Origin of the sequence: Klebsiella sp. MBT K-1, from assembly GCF_002556465.1 — a bacterium.
GTDB classification, from domain to species: Bacteria; Pseudomonadota; Gammaproteobacteria; order Enterobacterales; family Enterobacteriaceae; genus Klebsiella; species Klebsiella grimontii.
This window is the reverse complement of record NZ_PDEL01000006.1, coordinates 78,592-96,122: the sequence shown is the minus strand read 5'-3', so window position 1 is coordinate 96,122 and position 17,531 is coordinate 78,592. Positions and strand designations below refer to the sequence as shown.

The 17,531-nt window shown below is 53.9% G+C and carries 15 protein-coding genes; 8 read left to right on the top strand and 7 right to left on the bottom strand.

What is annotated here, in order from left to right:
- Positions 1 to 16: 16 nt before the first annotated feature.
- The 3 genes from CMQ96_RS10275 to leuO form a co-directional block, all read right to left on the bottom strand.
- On the bottom strand, positions 17 to 1,033 hold the full coding sequence (locus tag CMQ96_RS10275) for an iron ABC transporter substrate-binding protein (RefSeq protein WP_098066768.1): 1,017 nt from the start codon (positions 1,031 to 1,033) through the stop codon (positions 17 to 19).
- A gap of 261 nt (positions 1,034 to 1,294) precedes the next feature.
- Positions 1,295 to 1,771, bottom strand: coding sequence for a hypothetical protein (locus tag CMQ96_RS10270; RefSeq protein ID WP_162685315.1), 477 nt, complete (start codon positions 1,769 to 1,771; stop codon positions 1,295 to 1,297).
- Between the two features lie 319 nt (positions 1,772 to 2,090).
- Positions 2,091 to 3,038 (bottom strand): transcriptional regulator LeuO, encoded by a 948-nt coding sequence (leuO, locus tag CMQ96_RS10265; protein WP_024359609.1) that lies wholly within the window; start codon positions 3,036 to 3,038, stop codon positions 2,091 to 2,093.
- Between the two features lie 888 nt (positions 3,039 to 3,926).
- Here leuO and CMQ96_RS10250 point away from each other — a divergent pair.
- The 5 genes from CMQ96_RS10250 (at position 3,927) to CMQ96_RS10230 (ending at position 8,354) form a co-directional block, all read left to right on the top strand.
- Entirely contained in the window at positions 3,927 to 4,307 is a 381-nt protein-coding gene (locus CMQ96_RS10250; RefSeq protein WP_004871458.1) for a hypothetical protein, read from the top strand.
- 46 nt (positions 4,308 to 4,353) lie between these two features.
- A complete protein-coding gene (locus CMQ96_RS10245) occupies positions 4,354 to 6,378 on the top strand; it encodes a protein-disulfide reductase DsbD (protein ID WP_098066766.1) in 2,025 nt (674 codons plus the stop codon).
- 7 nt (positions 6,379 to 6,385) lie between these two features.
- Positions 6,386 to 7,108, top strand: a complete 723-nt coding sequence (locus CMQ96_RS10240; RefSeq protein ID WP_049130234.1) for a DsbA family protein — start codon at positions 6,386 to 6,388, stop codon at positions 7,106 to 7,108.
- Positions 7,109 to 7,152: 44 nt separating this feature from the next.
- On the top strand, positions 7,153 to 7,911 hold the full coding sequence (gene dsbG / locus CMQ96_RS10235) for a thiol:disulfide interchange protein DsbG (RefSeq protein WP_024359612.1): 759 nt from the start codon (positions 7,153 to 7,155) through the stop codon (positions 7,909 to 7,911).
- A gap of 107 nt (positions 7,912 to 8,018) precedes the next feature.
- Positions 8,019 to 8,354: a gamma-glutamylcyclotransferase family protein gene (locus CMQ96_RS10230; RefSeq protein WP_004871461.1), complete on the top strand. Its 336-nt coding sequence runs from the start codon at positions 8,019 to 8,021 to the stop codon at positions 8,352 to 8,354.
- 43 nt (positions 8,355 to 8,397) lie between these two features.
- On the opposite strand, the gene CMQ96_RS10225 is transcribed toward CMQ96_RS10230, so the two are convergent.
- Positions 8,398 to 9,426, bottom strand: a complete 1,029-nt coding sequence (locus CMQ96_RS10225) for an LLM class flavin-dependent oxidoreductase (RefSeq protein ID WP_098066764.1) — start codon at positions 9,424 to 9,426, stop codon at positions 8,398 to 8,400.
- A 190-nt stretch (positions 9,427 to 9,616) separates the two neighbouring features.
- Complete coding sequence (locus CMQ96_RS10220) at positions 9,617 to 9,994, bottom strand: RidA family protein (RefSeq protein ID WP_098066762.1); 378 nt, start codon at positions 9,992 to 9,994, stop codon at positions 9,617 to 9,619.
- A gap of 249 nt (positions 9,995 to 10,243) precedes the next feature.
- On the opposite strand from CMQ96_RS10220, the gene CMQ96_RS10215 reads away from it, so the two are divergent.
- Entirely contained in the window at positions 10,244 to 11,131 is an 888-nt protein-coding gene (locus tag CMQ96_RS10215) for an ATP-grasp fold amidoligase family protein (RefSeq protein WP_098066760.1), read from the top strand.
- Between the two features lie 35 nt (positions 11,132 to 11,166).
- On the opposite strand, the gene CMQ96_RS10210 is transcribed toward CMQ96_RS10215, so the two are convergent.
- Both CMQ96_RS10210 and CMQ96_RS10205 read right to left on the bottom strand, forming a co-directional pair.
- On the bottom strand, positions 11,167 to 12,237 hold the full coding sequence (locus CMQ96_RS10210; RefSeq protein WP_098066758.1) for an ATP-binding protein: 1,071 nt from the start codon (positions 12,235 to 12,237) through the stop codon (positions 11,167 to 11,169).
- Positions 12,234 to 12,938, bottom strand: a complete 705-nt coding sequence (locus CMQ96_RS10205; RefSeq protein ID WP_098066756.1) for a response regulator — start codon at positions 12,936 to 12,938, stop codon at positions 12,234 to 12,236. Before CMQ96_RS10205 ends, CMQ96_RS10210 begins: the two co-directional genes overlap by 4 nt.
- 358 nt (positions 12,939 to 13,296) lie before the next feature.
- Here CMQ96_RS10205 and CMQ96_RS10200 point away from each other — a divergent pair, with 358 nt between their 5' ends.
- Both CMQ96_RS10200 and CMQ96_RS10195 read left to right on the top strand, forming a co-directional pair.
- Positions 13,297 to 13,683, top strand: coding sequence for a transporter (locus tag CMQ96_RS10200; protein WP_098066754.1), 387 nt, complete (start codon positions 13,297 to 13,299; stop codon positions 13,681 to 13,683).
- 318 nt (positions 13,684 to 14,001) lie between these two features.
- On the top strand, positions 14,002 to 17,121 hold the full coding sequence (locus CMQ96_RS10195) for a multidrug efflux RND transporter permease subunit (protein ID WP_098066752.1): 3,120 nt from the start codon (positions 14,002 to 14,004) through the stop codon (positions 17,119 to 17,121).
- Positions 17,122 to 17,531 lie beyond the last annotated feature (410 nt).

Genomic DNA, 17,531 nt, shown 5'->3' with positions numbered 1-17,531 from the left:
TCACTTTAACGGACGATTACAGCAGGCCAGCCTGGGTCATCAAATCGACCACTTTTTTGCTGTTCAGCGAAGACGGCTCAACCTTCGGCGCCTCTAACGCCTGCAGCGGCGTCAGCTTCGGGTTAGACGCGGCGTTGACGCCAACGGCGTATTCAAAGGCGTTATTGGTGCGCAGCTCATCCTGCCCCTGCTTGCCGGTGATCCACTTGATAAAGGCCTGAGCCTGTTCCTGATGTTTGCTGGAGGCCAGAACGCCGCCGCCGGAAATGCTGACAAAGGCGCCAGGATCCTGGTTTTTAAAGTAGTGGAGACGGGTATTATTGCTGTTCTCGCCGGTTTTCGCCTGATCGACAAAGCGGTAGTAATGATAGATAACGCCGCCATCAATCTGACCGGCATTCACCGCTTTCATCACCGTGCTGTTGCCCTTGTAGGCCACAAAATTGGTTTTCATCGCTTTAAGCCATGCCAGGGTGGCCTGCTCGCCTTTCAGCGCCAGCATCGCGCTGACGATGGCCTGGAAATCCGCGCCGGATGGCGAAGCGGCCCAGCGCCCTTTCCACTGCGGTTGCGCCAGATCCATCAGCGACTTCGGCAGCTGCGCTTCGCTGATTTTCGCCGGATTGTAGACGAATACGGTGCTGCGGGCGGCAATGCCTATCCAGCGGCCGTGCTCAGGGCGGTACTGCGGGGCGACCTGCTGAAGGGTCTCGGCCGCCAGAGGCGCAAACAGCTTCGCGTTATCCACCAGCACCATCGCCGGGGAGTTTTCCGTCAGAAAGACGTCCGCCGGGGACGCCGTCCCCTCCTGCACCAGCTGATTCCCCAGCTCGCTATCGCCGCCGTTACGCAGCGTCACTTTAATGCCGGTCTCTTTGGTAAAACCGTCAACCCATGACTTAACCAGGTTTTCATGCTGCGCGTTGTAGACCACAATCCCGTCGCTGCTGGCCGCCGCCAGCGCCTGCGGAGCAATAAACGCGGAAGAAGCCATCAATGCAGCGGAGCAATAAGACACCAGACGAAAACGCATACGCTAATCCTTAATAGAGGTGGGCAAAGGGTAACTGGCAGCCGGTCGGCAGGGATTAAATCACAGAGGAATGTGAATGATAATGCAAACAATTACCATCTAATGAAAAAAGAGAAATATACTGCGCGCGGGCGGCACCAGGCGGGGAAAATGCTATAAAAAAATAACCGCCGCGATGAACATTAAAATAACCTTAAGACAGCTTAATTTTATTTTACACTGCCTTCAAAATCCCACTGCGGGCGGGCTTTGGCCACTGCGTTAGCGAAAACTCCACTGCACGCTCACCACAAAGACGGCGGGAAGAATAATTCCGCTTTCCACGCCGAAATAATCGGTAAAGTTGTACTGAAATCCATGGTAAATATAGGGAGAAAAGCCTATACCGGTCGCATCTTTAAAATCCTTGTAAGAACCATGGTCGCCGCAGTGCTCAAAGGCCGAGAAGAAAAACTCGCCAACGTAGCCATAAATTCCCTTAAATACCCAGCCGTTGCCCAGCGAGGCCCAGTCGCGGCGTACCCCGAGCGCGATGCAGCGATCGTCAAAGCTGTTTTTCATCGTTCCGGCCAGCAGGCTGTACGGAGAATCTTCGGAGAACTTGCGTTCAACGGAGGCAAACTGGTTGTCAAAACCTTCGGTGTACTGCCCGTGGTTATTCGACAGGTGGTATATCCAGGAGCCGGTATTAACCGAATAAAGGTTGATTTCATCCGCCCGTAGGGCCGTCGACGACATCAACAGCGCGGCGGCAGCCACCGCAGGCTTGATCATTTTTCTGCGCATCAACATCATCCCCTGGTTCAGGCGTCGGCCCGGCTGGATAATAAGAGTATAGAAACCGCCGGTTGGCTCTGCCGGAGAAATGCGCGATTTTCTGCAAAGAGATATTTTAATGAAATTCTGGCGGGTTAATTTTAGTAATACAGCGTATTTATTCCGGTCGTCATTGTCTGATGAACAAGAATAAAATGGGGTATTTAATTAATTTTCAGGACAGGAGTTGATCGTTAATAATAAAATACCTGGCGTCTGACCAGGTATTTATGAGGTGGATTTAGCGCTGACAAATTTTTATCAACAGTTCCGCCATCCAGCGGTGGCTTCTCTCCTGGCCCGCCGTTTCATGCCACGAGAGATAGCAGGTGCGGCTGTCCATTTCTAAAGGCAGCGGCAGCAGCTGCAGCCCAAACTGCTCTTCAAACTCTTGCGCCAGCCACTCCGGCGCGATAGCCACCATATTGGTTTGCGACACAACGCTCAACACGCTGACCATCGCGTTACCATGAAAAGCGACGCACGCCTGCTGCTCTTCAGAACTGTACCAGGGGGAGCTGAAGGAGGCGTAGCGATCCAGCGCGACGGTAGCGTGCTGCTCGCGATAAATATCCTCCTCACTCAGCGGCGATGCGATACGCGGATGGTTGCGCCTGGCGACCAGTACCATTTTGTCGTTGAACAGCGGGATGCTGGTAAACTCCGGATGATTGAATTTGTTGTAGTCGAGAACAAATTCCACCTCCTGATAGCGCAGCTGATTTGTCACCTGCTGACTTAGCGAAGATTTAAAGGACAGACTGACCCTGGGAGCAATCTCGCTGATTTTGTTAAAAATAAGCGGCGTCAGGTAGTTATCCAGCGGGCTACAGACGCAAAGGGTGTAGAGACGTTCGCAGTCCAGCGGGTCGAAAAGCGTGTCCGGCAGCTCATTTTGCACCAGCGACAGCGCGCGTCGAACCGAGCTAAAGAGTTGAAAGGCGCGCTCTGTCGGTTTAATGCCGCGGCCGTTACGGACAAACAGTTCATCTTTAAACAGCACCTTCAGGCGAGAGACCGCGCTGCTGACCGCAGGCTGAGACATACCCAGCGTTTGCGCCGCTTTGGTTAGGCTTTGTTCCTGCATGACGGTATCAAAAATAGTCAGCAGGTTGAGGTCGACTTTGCGCAATACCGGCTGCAGGACTTTCGGTTCAGAGGTTGGTTTAGATGTTGTATTTTCACTCATGTAGGGAACTCCACCAGCACATTAATCAGCGATTCTGCTGCGTAACACTGAGACCTTTCGCCAAAGGAAAAAAATAGGCAGATAAATCACCATCGGCCCCAGCAGCCATGTGTTATCGGTTTCCAGCAGCACGCTCAAATGTATGAAACTTATTATCAAAATGGTAAACAGCAGAAGAATATGAAACGTATTATGTTTTCTGGAGAAAACGGCATAGCGGTAAAGCATTCATTTTTCCTTCGTTCACTCCTTGAACAGCGGAGAATACCATATAAAAAGTGATGAAATTTCTGAAAAATACGCGACTTAATCCTAATAAGTAAATTCTCATTAAAATTTTTCGCCTGGGCTTAGCTAAATCGCGAATCAGGCAGAACGCCGATATTCCTTTGCCGCTACAGGGAGTCTAAAACCGGGTAATAACTTTCCATGACTCATAGGGGCTAAAGAATAGAAATTATTTCACAGAAAATAGTCACGTATATGCAGCAATAGCCGGAAGGAGGCGAAGGCGGTGGGCGAAATAAAATTGTGCGGAAGCGGGAAGCGCTCTGTTAACGCGCTAAGTCGATATTGGGCCGCCATCGAGGCCTCGAACCCCGTTCCCTACAACGTATGTCGTTCGCTCTTCCAGATGAGCTAATGGCGGTCAGGCGCTAATCAGTAAAGTTCAGCAGTGGCGTGCCGATACCAATTAGCGACGCGAATACTAGCCAGTCGGTTGGACGGAGTAAATAATATAAATGTACGAAATATCTGAATCGTCCCTCTCAGCGCCGGCCGATACGGGGCAAGGTTGAGGATGCAGACAAAACCTTACACGCCAGACCCTTGTACATTGATAAGGATTGTTTATGATCCTCGGGTTCTGAAATGTCCTGGTACCCTATGCGCAACCGTCGGCTCCCTGGTAAATGGTTTTTGATACTGACCTGCTTCGTCATGGCATTCTGCCTTGTTCAGCGGGCGGCCTATCTGCACCATTTTTTGGCGGACGCCAGCGCCCAGGCGCAGGAGAGCGTTCTCAGCGCACAGGCCCAGCAGCCCTCTTCAGAGGAGGCTGAGCAAGGGCCTTCGCCCTGCCAGCTGAGCGCCAAATCCTTGCTCTGCACGCAGCCGCTTTTCTTTGATGGCGCATTACCGGCCGTTCTTTTATTCCTTACCCTGCTTCAGCTGCTCGCCGCGGGCCGTCCGGTGGTTTTGCGGGACGATCCCGTTCGTCCGCCCACGCTGCGAATACATCTCAAAAACTGCGTTTTCCGTGAGTGAAAAAATCGTTCTTAGACGATTAGTTTTTTAATTCACGGAGAAAAAAATGCTGAATATCTTCAGGGGCTTCGTCTTCCTGTTACTGACCTGCGCGGGCGTTGCCCACGGGGCGGACACAGGATGGCTGACATCCCCGCAACACGACCACGCCCGGATCCGCTTCCAGGCGGAAAAAGGCAAAGATCGCATCGACGGACTGCTCTCTATTGAGCTGGCTTCCGGCTGGAAAACCTACTGGCGCTCGCCGGGTGAAGGCGGCGTCGCCCCGCAAATAATCTGGAACAACGGCGAACGGGCGCGGTGGTACTGGCCTGCCCCGTCAAGATTCAAGATTTCCGGCCTGACGACCCAGGGCTACCACGACCGGGTGGCGATCCCGATGACGATCGCCGCCGTCCCCGGCGACGTGCTGGAAGGCACGCTTACGCTGTCGACCTGCAGCAACGTCTGTCTGCTGACCGACTACCGGCTGCATCTCGATTTCAATCAGCCCGCGGACGGCGAGTTCCGGAACGCCTTTGCCCGGGCCATGCGCGCTGTCCCGGCGGATAACGGGGTGACGAACGATCTCGCCGCGCATCTGGTCGGTAGCCAGCTGGTCATCACCGCGACCACGACCGGCGAATGGAAAAATCCCGGGGTCTATTTTGACCCTATGGACGGGGGGATTGTGGCCGGCGATCCGGAGATTCGCGCCGAGGGCGACCGCCTCAAGGTGACGGTGCCGGTCACCGATGAATGGGGAGAAATACCCGCCACGCTGGCGGGAAAAGCGCTGTCATTGGTGCTGACAAATGGCGAAAAAGCGCAGCAGATAAACCTTACGACCGGCGCGGATCTCGCGCCAACGGCGACGGTTAGTCTCGGGAAAATAGTGCTTTTCGCGCTGATCGGCGGCGTCATCCTCAACCTGATGCCCTGCGTGTTGCCGGTAATGGGCATGAAGCTCAGCGCAGTGCTGCAGGCCGGCGCCGATCGGGGCCCGGTCAGGCTGCGTTTTCTGGCCACCAGCGCGGGTATTCTGACCTCGTTTGCTCTGCTGGCGCTGATGGTGACGATACTGAAGCTCACCGGCGCATCGTTGGGCTGGGGGATCCAGTTTCAGAATCCCTGGTTTATCGGCGTAATGGTTGCCGTCACCTTTCTCTTCGCGCTGAACCTTTTCGGGGTAGTCGAGATGCTGCTTCCCTCGGCAGCCGTTAGCCGGATGGCGACCGCCGGCGGCGCCGGGATGGCGGGCAGCTTCTGCGAGGGCGTTTTTGCCACCCTGCTGGCAACGCCCTGCTCGGCCCCCTTCCTGGGCACGGCGGTCGCTTTCGCGCTTGCCGCTCCGTTTCATGAGCTGTGGCTGATTTTCATGGTGCTCGGACTGGGCATGGCTGCGCCGTGGCTGTTCGTCGCCCTGTTCCCGCAAACCGCCGCCCTGCTCCCCCGCCCTGGCCGCTGGATGAACAGCCTGAAAATGGCGCTTGGCGTCATGATGCTGGCTTCCAGCTTCTGGCTGACGACGCTGCTCGGCGTTCACCTCGGCGAGACCTCCAGCGTCGTGATGACGTTGACTCTCACCGTGGCGGCCCTGATCGCCTTGTTAGTCGCCCATCAGCGAACGGCTCCCGCCTTCTGGCTGGTGGTTATCGCCCTGGCGGCGTATGGCGGCTTTCAGGTTCGCGGTCTGCTGGCGCAGGGTTCCACCGTCTCGTCGCCGCAGGCTAACGCTCAGCAAATTCGCTGGCAGCCCCTTAGCGAGGAGGCCATCCGCAGCGCGCGGGCTGAAGGCAAACGGGTGTTTATCGATATCTCCGCCGACTGGTGCGTAACGTGCAAAGTGAATGAACTCCGGGTGTTAAATCAGCCCGCCATCATCCGCGCGCTGGCTCAGCCCGATGTCGTGGCGCTGCGCGGCGACTGGAGCAAGCCTTCTGAGCCGATCGCCCGTTTCCTGCAGAGCCGCAATCGCTACGCCATTCCCTTCAACCAGGTCTACGGTCCGGGCCAGCCGCAGGGAGAAATGCTGCCGCCGCTGCTCGATAAACAAACCGTCCTCAAGGCTCTCAATCGTGCCAAAGGTTAAATTAACGATGAAAAAAACGCTGCTCACCCTCGCTCTCCTCCCGGCATCTTTGACGGCTGCGGCGTCTTCGCCGCTTACGCCGGCGCAGGAGGCCCGCGTGCAGGAACTGGTTCAGGAGACGCTAATCGGCCATCCTGAAATTTTGATCGCCGCGGCCGAAAAACTCGATCGGCAGAATGCCCAGGCCGGACAGGAATCGCTAAAGCAGGTACTGTCGCAGGACGGCGAGTTTATCTTTCACGACCCCAACTCACCGCGAATCGGCGCGCAAAATCCGAAGCTGACGCTGGTCGTCTTTACCGATCATAACTGCCCGTATTGTAAAAAGTTTGACCCCTATCTGGAGAGAATTGTGGAAAAATACCCGGATGTTGCGGTGATCTTTAAGTTTCTGCCCTGGCGCTCCGAGAGCTCAATGACCGCGGCCAGGGATGCGCTCACCCTGTGGCGCACGCACCCTGAACAGTTTATTAAATTTAACCATATCCTGATGGCGAAAAAGGGGTATCACGACAGTGCCAGCATTGAGCAGGCGAAAAAGAAGGCGGGGGTCATTGTGGCTCAGCCGGATGCGCAAAGCCTGGAGACGATTAAGCGCAGCTTTGCTGTCGCCGAAAAGCTTGGCATTCAGGGAACGCCAGCCACGCTTATCGGCGATGAGATGCTCTCAGGCTGGATCCCCTGGGAGCAATTTGATGCCACAATCGGCGACGCGCTGAAAAAACAGTAACCCACGTCAGGGGGAGCGCTCCCCCTGCATTGCGAGGCGATATGATGAAATACTTTTTACTGCTGGCGGCCTGGATGATGCCGGGCCTGGCGCTTGCCGAGGGGGCTATCCCCCAGATAGTTAAAAATTTTGGTGAACAGCAAGGGATCAAAATTATTAAGGAGATAGATTCCCCCGGCGGCGTGAAAGGCTGGGTCGGTCAGTATCAGGATATGGGCGTTACCCTGTTTTTGACGCCGGACGGGAAGCACGTTATTTCCGGGTATCTTTACGATGATAAAGGGCAAAACCTCAGCGAGGGGTACTTCAAAGAAGCGATCTATACCCCGTTAGGCCGCGAAATGTGGAAGAAGCTGAACGATGCCCGGCCGCTCAAGGAAGGCGCTGATTCCGCTGCCAGAAAAGTGATTGTCTTCGCCGATCCGTTCTGCCCCTACTGCAAGTCGTTCTGGTCAGCGGCGCAGCCGTGGGTAAAAGCCGGTAAGGTCCAGCTGAATACCCTGCTGGTTGCCTTTCTCAACCCAAAAAGCGGCCAATACGCCACGGCAATCCTGAATGCCAAAGATCCGGTAGCCGCCTGGCAAGAGTATGAACTCTCCGGCGGCAAAAAACTCCCGCGCTTTGACGGCGTGACGCCGCGCGAAACCTTTAATCTTCTTCAGCATAACCAAAAGCTGATGGATGATTTGGGCGCCAGCGCGACGCCGGCTATCTATTACATGAATGAACAGAACGAGCTCCAGCAGGTGATCGGCATGCCCGATAAGAAGCAGCTGGTGGAGATGTTCGGGCCTGAGCCCTGATGCAGAGCGGGCGTCCCGCGGGGCGCCTTGCTAACCCAGGACTGACTGCGTATTTTTACTCTTACGCTGCCCGTCCGGGCATTCAACGCTTGAATGAATGAGGAATAATGGAACGCTTATTTGTCTACGGCACGCTGCGTCCGGGCCACTCGAATGCCCATATTATGGACAACATTGGCGGTGAGTGGCAGCCCGGCTATGTGAAGGGGCTGTTTTATGAACGCGGCTGGGGAGCGGCGGCGGATTTTCCGGGGATCGTGCTCGACAACAACGGGCCTCGGGTCGACGGCTATCTGTTCCTGTCCGCGAATCTTAGCGTCCACTGGCCGATGCTGGATGCGTTTGAAGAGGGCTACGATCGCGTTGCCGTGGACGTTACCACCGAAGACGGTCAGCGCGTGACCGCCTGGATCTATCAGCTACAGCCGAAGGTCGCAGCGTAAAACCCTTTCGCCCCGCGCGTGCGGGGCGTCGCTCAGCGCGGGTTTAAGCGTCGCACCAGCCCATTGCCGGCGCAACGTGCTTCAGTATGGACTCAATCACGTGGGCGTTATACTCCACGCCCAGCTGGTTCGGCACCGTCAGCAACAGCGTATCCGCTTCGGCAATCGCCTCGTCCTGCTTCAGCTGTTCGACCAGCTTGTCCGGCTCCGCGGCGTAGCTGCGGCCAAAAATGGCGCGAGTCTTCTCGTCGAGGAAACCTATCGAATCGCTCTCGTCACGGCCTGAACCGAAATACATCCGGTCACGATCGTTCATCAGCGCGAAAATGCTGCGGCTGACCGAAACCCGCGGCGTGCGCGTATGGCCCGCTTCTGCCCAGGCCTCGCGGTAGGCGCGGATCTGTTTCGCCTGCTGAATATGGAACGGTTCGCCGGTTTCATCGTCTTTCAGCGTCGAACTTTGCAGATTCATCCCCAGCTTTGCCGCCCACCTTGCCGTCGCATTCGAACCGGCGCCCCACCAGATTCGCTCGCGCAGCCCTGCAGAATAAGGCTCAAGCCGCAGCAGGCCCGGCGGATTGGGGAACATGGGCTGCGGGTTAGGTTTCGCAAACCCCTCTCCGCGCAGCGCGTCCAGCAACACTTCGGTATGGCGGCGCGCCATGTCGGACTCGTTTTCGCCTTCTCCGGGAACATAGCCAAAATAGCGCCAGCCGTCGATCACCTGCTCCGGCGAGCCGCGGCTGATACCCAGCTGTAAACGGCCGCCGGAAATTAAATCCGCCGCGCCCGCATCCTCGGCCATATACAGCGGGTTTTCGTAGCGCATATCGATAACGCCGGTGCCGATTTCAATACGTTTGGTTTTCGCCCCGACCGCAGCCAGCAGGGGAAACGGCGAACTGAGCTGGCGGGCGAAATGGTGCACCCTGAAATAGGCGCCATCCGCGCCCAGCTCTTCGGCGGCAACGGCCAGATCGATGGATTGCAGCAGCGCGTCAGCGGCCGAGCGCGTCCCGGACTGCGGCGACGGCGTCCAGTGACCAAATGACAAAAAGCCAATCTTTTTCATGACGTGGGTATCCTGGTTGGCGGGGAGGTCGTCGGCAGGTGGCGCATAATGAAACGTGTCTGCCGCGTTATGCCTCTACTCTACGCATAACCAGGTGAGAATAAATATCGTTTGTTTAACCGAATGCTTCAAATAAATTGATTGAGTCTGCGCGGCGGCGCAGAGCACGGCCCGGGCAATAAACACGGGCTCACAGGCCGAATATTGCCTCAATTTCAATTTTGAGATCCGCTGAAAACAGGCGGCTGACTTCTACGAGCGAGCTGGCGGGTAGATGATCGCCGTAGTTCCGATAAAGCACTTTGCGCAACTCGTCGATCTCATCAAAAGAAGTGATAAAGATCGTGACTTTGATAAGAGACGAAAAATCGATGCCTTCGGCGCGGGCAACGGTTCGTATCTGGGTAAAAATCTCCTCCGCCTGGGCGGCAATACCGTCGTGCTGCGCTCTGGTGCCGAACGCGGTGAACCCTGAAATGTAGAGCGTGTTTCCGTGCTTAACCGAATGAACGTAGGGCGCCTTGACCTCGCCCAGTTCAGGGTAATTTTTTCGTACTATCTGACTCATGCCGATATCCTTATTTAAGTCAATAACTGACAACCCTTCTGACATGCTGTTGTGGCTGGCGGGCGTTGCCGTATCAAGGGTAGTTTTACCGATTCGCTAACAAGCCGTTCTTACTGGCGCCAGACCCGGACGCGTTGTGATTTCACGTCAGAGATCGTCACAGCCAGCCTGCTCCATCTTCACTCCATATTATGAACAATATCACTCAATCCTCCTTCGTCAGAATGTTCATTACGCTCAGGAGGAACCATGAACAAGCTGAACTACTCTCTTAAATACGTCGAATACTTATTCAGAAAATGCCGGGGAATGATGACTTCGGATCTCTATTTTCATACCACCGAACTCAACAAAACGTCGCAAACCTTTGCCAATCTCAAAAAACCGATCACGCTGAGTGAGAAGATATGCCACCGCCTCGTCTTCGATCATAACGCCTTTTATACTCTGCTGGCCGATAAACTGGCGGTCAGAGAATATGTCCGCACGCGAACGCAGCTTGTGCAGGTGATACCGTTAATTGGCGTTTACCACCGTGCAGAAGATATTGATTTTAGCAGACTCCCGGCAAAATTCGTGTTGAAGTGCAATCATGACTGCGGCAGCACCGTTATATGCACCGACAGAGAAAATTTTAATCCGGCCAATACCTTAAACCGACTCAGGCTGGCGCTCAAAAAGAATATGTATTACACAACCCGGGAGTGGCAATATAAGCATATTGCCCCGGTTATTCTCTGTGAGATGTTTATCGACTTATTTACTGACCGTGATAAAAGCGTTACGCCTGAAATGTTAAGAGTACACTGTTTTCATGGGGTGGCCTGCTTTGTGGAGGCTGATTTCACCGATAAACAGGGTCGCGATTATATTAATGTCTATGACAGATCGTGGCGGCTGCAGCCTTTTCAGATGGAATATCCAAACACGCCGGGACCGGTATCTGAACCCGAATCCTTTCATCGCGCCGTCACTGCCGCGCAGGAATTGGCAAAAGAGATAGACTACTGTCGTGTCGACCTGATGTTAAAAGAAAATGAAATCTATTTCAGTGAGATAACATTAAGTCCGAAGCGAGGTAAACTTAATATCACACCGGCGATATGGGATGCTAAGCTCGGAGAGATGTGGCACTGATGTCTTCGCAAACAGGCTCAATTGAGCCTGTTTTCTCAGGGCCGGTTGACGGGCCATGATAATTTAAAAATCGAGTGATTTTCTCGTGACAACCGATAGCTCACGCTGCCGCCGTGAGCGAGCATAATCGCTTTGACGACCGATAATCCCAATCCGCAGCCTTGAGGATTAATCTGTCTGGCATATTCTCCGCGCTGAAAAGGTTCAAATAACAGCCGCTGGAGTTCTTCAGGAATACCGGGGCCGCGATCCTGAACCAAAATATAATTCTCTTTGCCAGAGGTTCCATTCTTTACCAGCAAAGTTCGGGAGGTGGAATATTTTAACGCATTATCGAACAGCACCGTCAGGCACTGCGTCATCCGCAAAGGATCGCAGACGCACATCTGCTGCTTGAGTTCAGTGATAAGGGTGAACTGCTTGCTGCGAAACTCCGGTAAAAAAGTGTCAAGCGCGCTGGTAATCGTCGCGTCGAGATCGACCTCACTGAGCGTCAGCGTATAGCCGGCGCCGCCGGAGGAACTCACAACCCGCAGGTCCTCAATTAAATTAGTCAGGCCTTCCGTTTGTCTCAGGAGGTTTCTGAATAGCGCGGGCTCTGGCTCAAATACCCCTTCTACCAACCCCTGAAGCCTTCCGCGCAGAATAGTGATGGGGGTTCTGAGTTCGTGAGCGATAGCCGCGTTCCACAGATTTCGCTGAACGTCGAGGGTCTGCAGCTTTTCCGCCATTTCATTGAAATCATTGACTAGATTATTAATCTCGCCCAGCTGAGAGCTGGTACCGAACGCTCTTGCACTAAGATTACCCTGTGAAATTTGTTTCAGACTCTGGGCTACGGCATTTAGCGGCGTCAATATTCTGGCAGAGAGTTTAACGGTAAAAAATAGTGATACCACCAGACTAGTGACTGAAGCTATCATGATCCACAGCCAGTCCAGCAAGGTCATATCATCTTCGCTCCCGGAGACGGCGCCTCCCGGCAGGTAGTCAATCAAGAAGCTATAAAATAGATAAGAGCCCACCACGGCGATAGCGATAATAATGAAGGTTAACGACAGCATATAGGTCAATATCTGACGGCTCAGAATCGTTTCTTTATTCATTTTTTCTCACCTAACCGATAGCCCACTCCTCTGATGCTCTCAGGGATGCCTTTGAGCCCCGCGTGTTCAAGCTTTTTTCGCAGCTTACTCATATGGCTATCAACGGTGCGATCGAGTGAATCCCCCTCGGGCAGGCAGGCATCAAGTAACTCTTCGCGTGAGCACACCTTTCGCGGACTGCGCGCCAGGTAGGTCAAAAGCTTAAACTCGGTGGTGGTCAACACCGGGGTGACAATCTTATTCTCGACGGTAATTTCCACATAAAATTCATCGGGATAAATTGTCAGAAACGGCAATCTTAATGGCCTTGAATTGGCGACTTCGGCATTCGGCCGGGTTCTGCGGAGTACCGCTTCCACCCTGGCGATCACCTCGGAGGGATTAAACGGTTTTATTACGTAGTCATCTGCGCCGAGCCTCAGCCCCATCAGCTTATCAACGTCCTGGTCAAGCGCGGTCACCATGATAACCGGCACGTTAGTCTCTTTGCGTAAGGTCGTCAGCACGTTCCAGCCATCATAAACGGGTAGATGGATATCCAGTAACACGAGGTCCGGTTTATACAGACGGGTAAGATTTATCGCCTGCTCGCCGTCCTCCGCCCGACGGGTTTTCATTCCTGCCCGATGTAAATAACCTGTCAGAATAGCGGCAATTTCATCGTCATCCTCGGCGATAATTATCAGATTGCTTTTGTTCATTTTAGTTTCCACATTACCGATAATAGAATTTATTTTATCTTAAAAAGGTTTTATGCCGTACTTGTTTAAACGTTATACAACCTAATCTCAGGCACCTGCCGCGAGCGGATATTTTTCCTGTTAAAAGCAATGTGACAAGCCCGGAGTTAAAAAGTTGCACACGCCGCACTTTTTTCCTGCTGATTTAAAAAACGCGAAAGGCGCCTCCATACTGGCTACACAATCACGAAATAAACAATCAACATACTGCTGCGATAATCCTTAATCGAGGAAGAAAAGTGAAAACGTGAGTGTGACACGCACGCCAGAGAATTCAGCTCGCAGACAACTGATGCGGGCCCCTGTCAGAGAAAACATTATGGAAAGCTTAAGCAATATCCGTCGTGAAAAAGTTCTCGCTGCCTTTATATTTTCCCTGACAGCATGGGCGTTACTCTATTTATGGTTATATCTGGTGCATACCATTGATGAAAAGGTAGCGTCCACGACGCTGTCATCGCCATTGGTCCATGCCAGTATCACCTCCGCAGTCCTGGCGTTTATATTCCAAAAGAAACCGGGCGCGTTAAGAGAGTTAGCGATTATCGTCTTCTGGCTGGTGTTAATATTTATCTATAGCATAGTTGTATTTAATATACTTTTGAATATCGTACCCGGCATATATGATATTGTTTTTTATTATGAATGCTTTTTGCTGATCGTTTTCTGCGGTTCTCCGGTGTATTTATTGATGCGGATGATTTGATTTTACGCCATGAGAAAGACAGCCTTCTTTAGCCGAGCGCGGCAGCCACGTTCATAAGATTAGCCGGGAGTATGCATACACACTCCCTCCATAAATCGGCCATTGGCGGTCAACATCGCGCATTTAGACTTAGCCTTTTCCTCCTCGACCTCGTTCTGGCCGGATCGCGATAGATGCCATTCGCGCAGGAGACAATCGCTCGAACGTTGCCACCCGGATGACGCTATCGCGCGTGTTTGCCGAAGGATAGGCCCCGGGAAACCGAGCGGTCATTCTGAATTTACTGACCTTTTTGTTTGTTGACTGGATGTCTATCTGATGCCGCACTTTTTTATTGAACGTCCTATTTTCGCCTGGGTGGTCGCGCTGTTTATCGTGCTGACGGGAATATTGTCCATTCCGCGCCTGCCGGTTGCGCAATATCCTGCCGTCGCACCGCCGGGCATTATTATTTCGCTCAGCTATCCGGGGGCCAGCCCGGATGTGATGAATACGTCTGTTGTTTCACTTATCGAGCGCGAGATTTCTGGCGTGGATAATTTGCTTTATTTTGAATCCACCAGCGATACCACCGGAATGGCTTCCATTACGGTAACCTTCAGGCCGGGAACGGACGTTAAGCTCGCGCAGATGGATCTGCAAAACCAGATTAAAATCGTCGAGCCGCGTTTACCGCAGGCGGTAAGACAAAATGGCATAACGGTTGAGGCGGCAAATTCCGGCTTTCTAATGATGGTGGGGTTAAAATCCCCGACGGGAGAGTATCAGGAGGCTGATTTAAGCGACTATTTTGCCCGCAACGTGATCGATGAGCTGCGCCGCGTCCCTGGCGTTGGCAAAGTCCAGCTCTTCGGCGGGGAAAAAGCGCTGCGTATCTGGCTGGATCCTATAAAGCTCCACGGTTATGGGCTTTCCGTCACGGACGTCGTGACCGCTGTCGGCCAACAAAACGTGATTGTTTCTCCCGGCAGAACGGGAGATGAACCAACGACGCAGCAGCAGGCCGTCACTTATCCAATAACCGTTAAAGGTCAGCTCTCATCCGTTGAGGCGTTTCGCAACATCACCTTAAAATCGGAGGTGACTGGCGCGCGGCTAAAGTTAGTTGATATTGCGCGCGTGGAGTCCGGGTTACAAAGCTATGCGTTTGGCATACGAGAAAACGGCGTTCCCGCCACGGCTGCCGCTATTCAGCTCTCTCCCGGCGCAAATGCGATCGGCACGGCATCGGGGGTCCGCGCGCGGCTCGCGGAGCTTTCAGGCGTGCTTCCTGAAGCAATGGCGTTCACGGTTCCGTTTGATACCGCCCCTTTTGTGAAGCTTTCTATTTTGAAGGTGGTGGAAACCTTTGCCGAAGCAATGGTGCTGGTGTTTCTCGTTATGCTGCTGTTTCTGCACAAAATCCGCTGCACGTTTATCCCCGCTATCGTAGCCCCGGTGGCGCTGCTGGGCACCTTAACGGTGATGCTGATTAGCGGCTATTCCATCAATATCCTGACCATGTTCGGCATGGTGCTGGCAATCGGCATCATTGTTGATGACGCTATTGTTGTTGTGGAGAACGTTGAGCGCCTCATGGAAGAAAAGGGGCTCTCCCCGAAGCAGGCTACGCGGGAGGCGATGAGTGAAATCACTCCGGCCATTATGGGTATTACGCTGGTGCTGACCGCGGTATTTATTCCTATGGGGTTTGCCGGCGGGTCGGTAGGGATTATTTACCGGCAATTCTGCATTTCTATGGCGGTGTCCATTTTATTATCGGCATTCCTGGCGCTGACGCTCACCCCCGCCCTTTGCGCTACGTTACTTCGGCCGCATCAGCCTGACCGGAGTATAGGCGGCAGGTTTTCCGCATGGTTTAACGCCCGTTTTCACCGCCTCGCCTCATTTTACGCCTCCGGGCTCGGGTTTGTTCTGAAACGGACCGGACGCATGATGTTGCTGTATACCGCGCTCTGTCTCGCGCTGTATGCCGGTCTATCCTCATTACCTTCGTCATTTTTACCGGATGAAGACCAGGGTTACTTTATGTCGTCAATCCAGCTCCCTTCCGACGCCACGATGCAGCGTACGCTTAAGGTGGTACAACGATTTGAAGATGAAATTGCCGCGCGGCAGGCCGTTGAAAGCAACATCATGATCCTGGGATTTGGGTTTTCAGGCTCAGGGCAGAACTCGGCCATGGCTTTCACCACGTTGAAGGACTGGAAAAATCGCGAGGGCGCGACCGCCCAGGGAGAAGCAGAGTATATTCAAAGCAGTATGGAAAGCGTTCCCGATGCCGTAACGATGAGCCTGCTCCCTCCGGCTATCTCCGACATGGGGACCTCATCCGGGTTTACCTGGTATTTGCAGGACCGTGGCGGCAAGGGCTATCCGGCCCTGAAAAAGGCAGCGGATGAGCTGGTAAAGCGTGCGAACCAGAGTCACCTGTTGAACGATGTCTATATCGATGGGCTCCCTGAAGGGAGTAGCCTGATGCTTAACGTCGACAGGGAAAAAGCGGAAGCGATGGGCGTATCGTTTGATGAGATTAACCAAACGATTTCCGTCGCAACGGGCTCCATTTACGTCAATGACTATACCAATAATGGCCGGGTTCAACAGGTGATCGTTCAGGCGGATGCGCCCTACCGTATGCAACCGGAGCAGTTATTGACGCTGTCGGTGAAGAACCGCTCGGGGCGGATGCTTCCTTTGGCGGCGTTTGTGACGCTCTCCTGGAACGTTGCCCCGCAGCAGCTCAATCGCTATCAGGGATATCCGGCCATCCGCATTAGCGGAAGCGCCGCCGCGGGCGAGTCCACGGGTAGCGCAATAATGGCGATGGAGAAGCTGGCGGACCAGTTGCCGGCGGGTTTCGCCGCAGAATGGGCGGGGAGTTCGTTACAGGAAAAGCAGTCCGCGTCACAGCTGCCGGGGCTGATAATACTCTCGGTGCTGGTCGTATTCATGGTGCTGGCCGCACTCTATGAAAGCTGGTCGATTCCCTTCGCGGTAATGCTTGTGGTTCCTCTCGGCCTGCTCGGCGCGGTTGTGGCCGTGACGGTGGCGAATATGACCAACGATGCCTTTTTTAAAGTGGGCCTGATAACCCTGATTGGCCTTTCCGCTAAAAATGCGATTCTGATTGTGGAATTTGCCAGACAACTGATGAGCCAGGGAATGAACGTGGTGGATGCAACATTACTCGCCTCAACGCAGCGCTTACGCCCAATACTCATGACCTCGCTGGCATTTACATTAGGCGTCGTACCGCTGATGCTGGCCAGCGGGGCGAGCGACACGACCCAGCATGCCCTGGGAACGGGCGTCTTCGGGGGTATGATAAGCGCAACGGTGCTGGCTATCTTCTTTGTCCCCGTCTTTTTCGTCATGATTACGCGGTGCATTAAACAACGTCGGAAAGGGGAAAACACCCCGCGCCATATTAAATAGCACGAGGTTGGTACGAGCGCAGCTGGAACGACAAGACGAGTTTTACGCTGCGTTAAGGGAAAGGATGTCGCCGCGCTTTAGACTCGCTTGCCTCACTCGTTCGGCGGTCTTGTCGTCAGCCGCTAAACAGCGGCTGTTAAGGCTAATGGCCCGCGCTTTTCATGGCATCCTGCCTGCCCGGATTGCACGGCTCTTTTGTGCCCGGAAGATAAAATTTTCCGGACGAGTCAGGCTGCGTTCCGCCGGGGCAACCATCGCGCCCAGAAGCGGTCGCGCAGCCATCAGAGCCATTGCCCCCATCCGAGTTATTCCCATTCCCACCGTCGCCGCCATTACCGCCGTTAGCGGCATAGGCTGAGCATGCGCACAGCATGAAGAAACACACCACAAAGCGCCTGACCATCACCATC